The sequence below is a fragment of the Chitinispirillales bacterium genome (assembly GCA_031254455.1).
GTDB lineage: Bacteria > Fibrobacterota > Chitinivibrionia > Chitinivibrionales > Chitinivibrionaceae > WRFX01.
This window is the reverse complement of record JAIRUI010000020.1, coordinates 1-8,235: the sequence shown is the minus strand read 5'-3', so window position 1 is coordinate 8,235 and position 8,235 is coordinate 1. Positions and strand designations below refer to the sequence as shown.

General features: G+C 36.2%; 9 protein-coding genes. 3 read left to right on the top strand and 6 right to left on the bottom strand.

Annotation, left to right across the window (positions count from 1 at the left end):
• Window positions 1–99: 99 nt before the first annotated feature.
• On the bottom strand, window positions 100–771 hold the full coding sequence (locus LBH98_01350) for a hypothetical protein (protein ID MDR0303403.1): 672 nt from the start codon (window positions 769–771) through the stop codon (window positions 100–102).
• Window positions 772–850: 79 nt separating this feature from the next.
• On the opposite strand from LBH98_01350, the gene LBH98_01345 reads away from it, so the two are divergent.
• Entirely contained in the window at window positions 851–1,843 is a 993-nt protein-coding gene (locus LBH98_01345) for a tyrosine-type recombinase/integrase (protein MDR0303402.1), read from the top strand.
• Window positions 1,844–1,880: 37 nt separating this feature from the next.
• Window positions 1,881–2,264: a diacylglycerol kinase family protein gene (locus LBH98_01340; protein MDR0303401.1), complete on the top strand. Its 384-nt coding sequence runs from the start codon at window positions 1,881–1,883 to the stop codon at window positions 2,262–2,264.
• On the opposite strand, the gene LBH98_01335 is transcribed toward LBH98_01340, so the two are convergent.
• The 5 genes from LBH98_01335 to LBH98_01315 form a co-directional block, all read right to left on the bottom strand.
• Window positions 2,252–3,181 (bottom strand): aldo/keto reductase, encoded by a 930-nt coding sequence (locus tag LBH98_01335; protein ID MDR0303400.1) that lies wholly within the window; start codon window positions 3,179–3,181, stop codon window positions 2,252–2,254. The two genes, LBH98_01340 and LBH98_01335, sit on opposite strands and share 13 nt — an antisense overlap.
• An 18-nt stretch (window positions 3,182–3,199) precedes the next feature.
• Window positions 3,200–3,397 carry a PspC domain-containing protein gene (locus tag LBH98_01330; GenBank protein ID MDR0303399.1) on the bottom strand — a complete coding sequence of 66 codons (198 nt, stop codon included), beginning with the start codon at window positions 3,395–3,397 and terminating at the stop codon, window positions 3,200–3,202.
• A 113-nt stretch (window positions 3,398–3,510) separates the two neighbouring features.
• Window positions 3,511–4,131, bottom strand: coding sequence for a DNA glycosylase (locus LBH98_01325; protein ID MDR0303398.1), 621 nt, complete (start codon window positions 4,129–4,131; stop codon window positions 3,511–3,513).
• A 7-nt stretch (window positions 4,132–4,138) separates the two neighbouring features.
• Window positions 4,139–4,819 carry a hypothetical protein gene (locus tag LBH98_01320; protein ID MDR0303397.1) on the bottom strand — a complete coding sequence of 227 codons (681 nt, stop codon included), beginning with the start codon at window positions 4,817–4,819 and terminating at the stop codon, window positions 4,139–4,141.
• On the bottom strand, window positions 4,812–7,907 hold the full coding sequence (locus tag LBH98_01315) for an SAM-dependent methyltransferase (protein ID MDR0303396.1): 3,096 nt from the start codon (window positions 7,905–7,907) through the stop codon (window positions 4,812–4,814). Before LBH98_01315 ends, LBH98_01320 begins: the two co-directional genes overlap by 8 nt.
• Before the next feature lie 122 nt (window positions 7,908–8,029).
• Here LBH98_01315 and LBH98_01310 point away from each other — a divergent pair.
• A partial coding sequence (locus LBH98_01310) for a hypothetical protein (GenBank protein ID MDR0303395.1) occupies window positions 8,030–8,235 on the top strand: 206 nt, incomplete at its 3' end.

Here is an 8,235-nt window from a genome sequence, read left to right as displayed (position 1 = left end):
TTCTTGCTGTCGCAGCACCCCTGTGGAGGGTGGTTTGGCGTTTTTTTGGGGGGGGGGGGGGGGGGGGTAACTTTGTTATTATTTGTTTTAATCACGTTTTTACTCCGGTTTCGAGTTGTTATTTATTTTTGCCTCGGGAGAATATAATATTTGGGAAGCGTCCGTTGAATCGACGTTTTTGTTTACAGTCTCTAAAGGCGGCAATTCGGGAATTTTCAAAAACTCCGCAATAGTCATGTCAAGAGTATCGCCGGTTACCACTCTCTGGCGTACGCGCGCGGTCGTCAGAAAGAAAAACGCCTGTTCGCTTACTTTCATAGCCCTTTCCATTTGCAGCGAATATTCCCTGAAAAATCTCGGAGTTCCCAGTGCAACAAAGCGATTTAGCGAGGTTATCGCGGATGTACGCATTTCGTATGACTGTCCCAAAAGCGCGGTTGCGGTAACCAGCAGAATCTGGATGGTGTCTTCAATGTAATCGGGCTTTTTTTTGAGTGCAAGTTCACGAAATTCGTCGCCTGCGGTTTTATTTGCGGTTATGGTTTCTAAAATAGCGTCGCGAAGGTTAATCTGTAACGAATCGTTTGAATTTGCGTCAAAATTGTGCATCAAATTCATAAGATAGTTAAACTTTTCGCTGGACGGTTTTTCAATAACCTTTAGTTGAGATATGTAATGTTCGACATAATTTTTAACATCCGTAGCGTTTTTCTTTTTTGAACATCCTGAAAAGACGAGTAAAATACAAAAAATGATAATAAAGTTTTTCATAACCGCGCTCCTTTGACTTTTCTTAAAAATACATTTTGTACGGGCGAATTATTATTTTTATTAATTAAAAGGAGAAATTATGCGCTGGATTGACGCACTCGATTCGTTTTTGCGTTATATCGAAAAACAACGGGACTATTCGATAAATACGGCTGACGCATATAAACGCGATTTGCTGCAATTTCGCGATATGCAAAAAATTACGGACGGCGACGACGTGGAAAAAGTTTTTACGAAAACAAACGTTCGTTCGTTTATTTACTTTCTGAAAAACGAAGGACAAAAAGCAAAAACTATAGCCAGAAAACGCTCTTCGTTACTTTCGTTCGGTAAATTTCTCAGTAGAGAAAATGTAATATCGCTCAATCCTGTGCGCTTAATCGCCGTCGCAAAACTTGATAAATCGATTCCTGCGATAATCACCGAGCCGCAAATGCAGGAACTTGGAGACAGTTATAATAACTGTAACGACACTAATTCCTCACAGGAAGAAATTTCCCGAAAACCGCCTGACGTTCGTGACATGCTGATAATCGAATTGCTTTACGGAAGCGGGATTCGTGTTTCGGAACTGCATAATTTGACAAAGAGAAGTTTCGACTTCTATAGCAAAACCGTTCGAGTTATAGGAAAAGGAAACAAAGAACGGATAGTGCCGATTACCGACGTCGTTATAGAACTTTTGAAACGCTACTTGCCGACAAGCGCCAAGCCGAGCGATCATATTTTCCCGCGAATAGCCAAAAGCGGGCGTAAGCGATATAAAAATTATGATAATTTGACTGGGAAACGGGCAAGAATATACAAAGAAGACGTTACGCTTTTATCTGTACGCCGAATCCGCCAAATTGTAAACAAAGAACTGTCTAAGGTTTCTTCGGCAAAGAAAAAAAGTCCGCATATTTTGCGTCATTCGTTTGCGTCGCATTTACTCGACAACGGTGCGGATATTCGCGTCGTAAAGGAAATGCTCGGACACGCTTCTCTTGCGTCCACCCAGATTTATACGCATACGAGCATAGAAAAAATGTTAAAATCTTACAAACAGGCGCATCCTCGGTCTGGAGAGTAAAAAAATATTATTTTTCCGTTTTAAAAAAGGAGAAACTGTGCCTGTCATAAATTTCATAAAAAAACGAATAGACAGCGTCAGATACGCGCTGAACGGAATATTTTTGATTATCAGCACCCAGCACAACGCGTGGATTCATTTTTTGATGACTGTTTTTGTGGTTGTTCTAAGCCTTTTTTTGAAAGTAAGCGCGGTCGAATGGACTATGCTTGTTTTGGCTATAGTTTCGGTCTGGGTAGCGGAAGCGCTGAATACCGCGATAGAGCATTTGGGCGACAGCGTTTCGCCTGACGAATACCACCCGCTTATAGGCAAGTCGAAAGACGTCGCCGCAGGAGCGGTTTTAATCGCCGCCATAGGAGCGGCAATAATCGGAATTATCGTTTTTTTGCCGAAAATCTTAGCGTTTTACGGAAGATAATTTCCGGGAGCCGACAAAAGTATTTCGTACCATTCTTCACGGGTTATTTTTATTTCACTCGCCGCTAAGCATTCTTTGAGGCGGCTTACGTTTGTCGTTCCCGTCACCGCCTGAATCTTCGCCGGATGCCGCAAAATCCAGGCGAGTGCGATTGTTGTCGATGAAACGCCGTACTTTTTTGCGATTTTGTCAAGTTTTTTGTTTAATTTGGAATGTTTCGGACTACCGATAAACACCCCTTTGAAAAATCCGTATTGAAACGGAGACCATGCTTGAATCGTTATGTCGTTCAAACGGCAATAATCCAAAACGCTTTCGTCGCGGGCGATCGCCTGTTCGGTTTCCATATTTACAAAAAAACCGTGCGTTATCATATTTGCGTTTGTAACGGATAATTGCAGTTGATTCGCCGCAATCTTTTGTTTTACGAATTTTTTTAACAGTTCGATTTGCATAGGCTTTTGATTTGAAACGCCGAAATGACGCACTTTTCCCGAATTTTGCAAAATATCGAAAGTCTCGGCGATTTCTTCCGGCTCATACAAAGCGTCCGGACGATGAAGCAATAATATGTCCAAATAATCTGTTTTAAGGCGTTTGAGCGACCCGTCGACCGATTTCAGAATATACTCTTTAGAAAAATCAAAAGAATTTTCGCGTATTCCGCATTTACTTTGAATTATCATTTTCTCGCGAATAACTCCGTTCATTCCGATCGCTTCGGCAAAAGCGCTTTCACTGTCGCCTTCCGCTTCGTCGCCGTAAATATCGGCGTGGTCGAAGAAATTTGCGCCCGTTTCCAACGCGCATTCTACAAACGCTTTAAGTTCGTTTTTGGGCATTGACGAAATGCGCATGCAACCCACTGCGACGTTTGGGATTTGCAATCCCGATTTTCCAAGTTCGATTTTTTTCATTATGCACCTCTTTCAAGTTTAAGACAAATCGCCTTCTTCGGGAATTATGAACATTCCGATTATATATCCCGTTATAACAGGGAAGATTCCGGCGACAAACGTTAAAATAACCATTCCGATTCTTACTATCGTCGGGTCTAAATTGAAAATTTTGGCGATACCCGCGCAAATTCCGTAGATTTTTACGTCGTCTTTGCTTCTGTAAAGTCGTTTCATTTTTTCTCCTTAAAAAAATATTCTCTTCTTTTCCTTAATATACAACTTATTTTATAAAAAAGTAAAAATATTCTGCGATAAAAATGAAAATTTATCCGTGTTCGCTTTTATTTTCATAGAACCGCTTCAAACATTTTTTTGTAAACAGCCGCCTTTTTTTCCAAAGCGAGCGGATAAGCCCTTGACGAAGAAGGCATTCTGTATAAACGCAAGTCTCTGTTTTCAAAAATAAACGGCGTGCAAGTTCCTACGGCGGGAGAATTTATTCGGACGTTTTTTTCTGCAAATCGCCATGTCAGCGTTTCTAACGCCTTTTGCCCCGTTACGACGATGTTTTGTAAATGCGAAAGTTCTTTGACGATTTTTTCCATATCGGTCGCTTGAATAATTTCCAATTCTTTGTCCGAAGCGTTGTTTTTATGCCGGATGACGGTTTGGGCGGTATCGTACATTGCGATATGGCGTTTTTCTAAAAATAACGTAATATCTTCTTTTTTAAAGGTTTTTTCTTGAACGTTGACAAAATGATCTTTGTTTTCAAAAAATACCAGCCCAAAAATCCTCCACATGTCGTTTTGGAAATTAGGATAAAAGAATTCCATAGACCATCGCTGTCGTCCGGGCGGAAAACTTCCCAGAAAAAGCCATTTTGCCTTGCTTGGGAAAAAAGGAGACAACGGATGTTTTTCAACATTAATTATATGCGATTTATGATTTGGTTTTTTGTATGGCATGTGATGTTCAAAGTAAATTTTCATGGGTAATGTTATCTGAAAAATCAAACATTAAATGGTAAATAATTTTTGAAACCCCGTTTATTTTATGTTTTGAAAAATAAGAATAATCAAATCCCGATGCTATTTTTTTGTATTTAAGGTTTTGTTCTGTATTAATGTCATTGAAATTTTGTTTTAATAATGTTCTAATATTTGAAATATTTTTACGAATGTCCATTTTTTCGACCACAAAACCAATCATTCCCGCCGTGTTTTTATACATAGAATATTTGTTAGAAGTAAAACGAGCGATACCTTCATAAATATACTTTGCGTTTAATCCTGTTTCACCGATTGTGTTTTCGTTATTCAATCGTTTACATTCAATGATATAATATGTATAATCATCAGTAAATGGCTTGATATTCATTATTCTTATATCTACCCTTCCTTCATCTTCTGATATTTCTTTGTCAAAAAGATATTTATCCAAAGGAAAATGAGCTTCTTTAAAAGTACGATTTTTCAAATAATCTTTAAGTATAATATCTCGAATAGTATTTTCATTATTACTTGGTAATTTTTTATTTTCTGAAACGATACAATAGTAACATGCTATAATTTCTTTAAGAATATTTTCAAATTCTTGATTGTAAAAAGTAAAGTTATAAACGAAATTCGTGGCGCTAAGAGTGAATTTATTCATGATTATTTTTCCCGGCTTCTTTAAGTATAGCGTCTGAAAATTCATCAACGTCTAAATACCCTATGGCTTTGTGCCACAAGCGTTTTTCGTTAGGTTTGAAAATATAGAAATAGTCCTTTTCAAAACCTCTAACGTCTTTTTGAACGAACAATTTGTCTGTAATTCTTTCTGTTCCAAGTTGTGTTACTTTTTGAAATAAACCGCTTGAATCTTTTTGTTTATCTATCAAAGAAATATTCTGTTTATATTCTGAATCTGAAATAACTTTAAAAAACATTCCTATGATTTGCTGTGTATGCCAAATTTCAACAATAAATCTTTTTCCGATTTTTCCAAAATTTGAAGCAAAACGATCTATAAACAAATCGGCGTAATCAGTTAATGTATTATCATCCAATTTAATTGGCAGGAAATGCCTTTCGTAACCTTTGTGTCGCATTTGAATGGGAATTGTTATGTTGTTCGCGTAATCAAGCAATATTTTTTCTTCAACACTTAATTTCAATTGTGACAAAACAATGGTATCACATCGCTCTTTTACTGATATATTTTCTACAATCACGTTTTTTATATTATTCTTTTGTATTTCATATTCTTCTATTTTTGAGGCTTCTAACAGAATATTTGGAATTTTAATGTACCACATATTTTCAATTTCAGCATCTTCGGATTCTTCTCTTTCAATACCCGATGAAGCTCCAAGATTAAGCATATAATAAGAAAATACAGACGAACAGAGGACTGAATTTATTGAATATAATACGTCTAATTGTTTATCGTCTTTTATTTTTAATGCACGAACAGAGCTTGTAAAGATTCTTTCTTTTTTGTTAACGGCTGCATTGGAAGTAAAATCTTTAAATATCCCGCCTGTAATTAACAAAGAATATGGTTGGAATAATTCAATATATGGTTTTTCATTCTCTTTATAAACATAACCTACGTATTCATTTTCCCATTTTTGTGTTGAATCAACTACCATGAAAGGTTGTAACTGTTTTTTTTGAGTATCTAAAAAAGATTTTCCTATTAATTCCGATACTTTAATTTGTTTGTTTCCGTCTTTTCGCTTTATCCCTTGTTTAAATACTATTTGTTCTTGATTAATAATATTGCCTACGGTATCAAAGTCATCATATAACCGTTTTATAAAATTAAAATCCAGATAAGAACCGTAAACAAGTACTTTCCACATCCAATCGTATTTTTTTAATCTATCTTGCTGCACGATTTTAACGTCGTTGCGGCTTAATGTGAATATTTTGAACATAGAAAAAAAACGGCTTGGTTTTAATGCGATATGTTCGATAAAATTTTTGTCCGTGTTTTGACCAATCGCATATTTAAAAAACAGCGCACAAGCCGGCGCAATGGCTTTGTCGTTGGATTTGTCAAAAATTTCCCGCCTTACGGGAGCCATCTCAAAAACTCTTTCAATAAAATAATTGTGCAAAAAATATTTCCTAAAATCTTTACCTTGCAAATTATATAAAACCTTGCTTGTTACAATCAAAGCGCATTTTGTGTTTTCTTTCGAAAAATCACCGCTGCGTAATAAAAACGCTTGCGCGATTTCTTTGTTGCCGATTTCAACGATCGGTTCTTCTTTTTCTATTTTTTCTTTTTTTTGTCTGTCGTTTATATATTTTACATAAGAAGGCGTTTTTTTCTCATTTTTCCCCCGCATCCACGGCGGATTCCCTAAAATAAAAGAAAATTCTTTTTCTTTAAGCCGATTAAAAGGTGCGTTTTCGTTAAAAAAATCGTCACAGAAAAAATTACCTGAAAGCTTAGGAAATTTAAATGTCTCTATTTCAGGCGGGTCCAAATAGTCCAGTAAAGTCAGATAAACGGAAAATCTTGCAATTTGTACGGCGCTTTCGTCTTTATCGATACCGAAGATGTTGTCTTCGGCTATTTTTTTTATAGCGGATTTAAAATTATCGCCGTCTCTTTTTATATCTTTGTTGTTCAGCAAATACGTTTCTATCAATTTTCGCAACGTTTCAACCAAAAACACTCCGGAACCGCAAGCGGGATCAAGCGTTTTACAGTTTGTATCGTTTGTTTCCGCAAGTCGTTTGCCAATCGTTTCGGACAAAATGTAATCAACCAAAAACAAAGGAGTATAGTATGCTCCGTCTTTTGCTTGATTTTCCACTCCGATAAACGATTCGTAAACGTTACTTATAAACTCTATCGGGATAATTGAGAAATCATACAAATCAAATAAAGAAAATTGACCTGACCCCATGTCTTCGCTTTTTAACAGCCGTTTAATGATTGAATACGCCGTTATTGGAATTTGTTCGTATTCACTGTTTTCTATCGGGAAAAGATTACCGTTAAATCCTTTATCGGGATCGGCTAAACGGTTAAAAAATTTATTTGTTTTTTCATGGTTATTCAACAACTCGCAGAAGTCGTCGTTTGTCCATGTACGGGACTTGTCGTCAAAACTTATTTTTACTTTTTTATCTATTAAATAACGTACGAATATTGTTTTACCTAATAGAGCGTTTGTTAGTTTTGTTTTTATTTTGTCGTCAACATCTGCGAAAAATTCCGCAAGAATCAATTCCCTTGCAAATTTTATATTATTCAATAAATTATAATCGACTCGATTCTTATCGGATAATTCGTTCCTGTATTTTCCCCATGTTTTTCCTGTAACTAATTCAAAATAAGTAAAATCGTTTAATTTATCAAATCCGCCTATTTTTTCTAAAACCTTTTCTTCTTTCAAAAGTTTGAAACCGTTGAAAATTTCAACGACTCCTTTTTCTAAAATTATCGCTATAGGCGATTCGTTAAAGTTCCAAATGGCTTGATGTAAGGCGTTTTTGTCTTTCGGGTTTTCAAAAAACAATATTAACGGTTTGTTGTCAAAGTAAAAAAATGCGGCGGGTTTTATGTTGTTTTTTAACAAACGGGAAATTCTACTTGGAAAACGTACTTTTTTCTCCCATTTTTCATCGGAAAGGCGGATTAAAGCGTCTTTGCTGAGATTTAATCGGGTAAATATTTCTTCAAGCGTTTTCATATTTTCTTCCCTTGCATAAGGCTTACAGCAAAATAAAAATATCATTCGCCGTTCGCCGCAAAATAAAAAAAAATCAAAAAATAAAAAAAATCAGACAAAAGCCTGAAAAAAATATTATATTTATTGTAATGCATCATGAATACTTGGTATAAAGAGAGTTGACAGCAATGAGCAAAACGGCAAAATTTGTTCTTCTTTTGTTTTTCAAAAATGCGATGAAAAATTTCGTATCTCTAATGCCGCTACGTTTATTTGTCTATAATTACGCGTTACGAATTCCCAATTCTCAACTAAAACTTACGCCCCTGCCGACCCGTCTCGCCCACCCCCCCCCCGACCCACCCTCGATACCTTCCTCTCGTTTTTCATACCC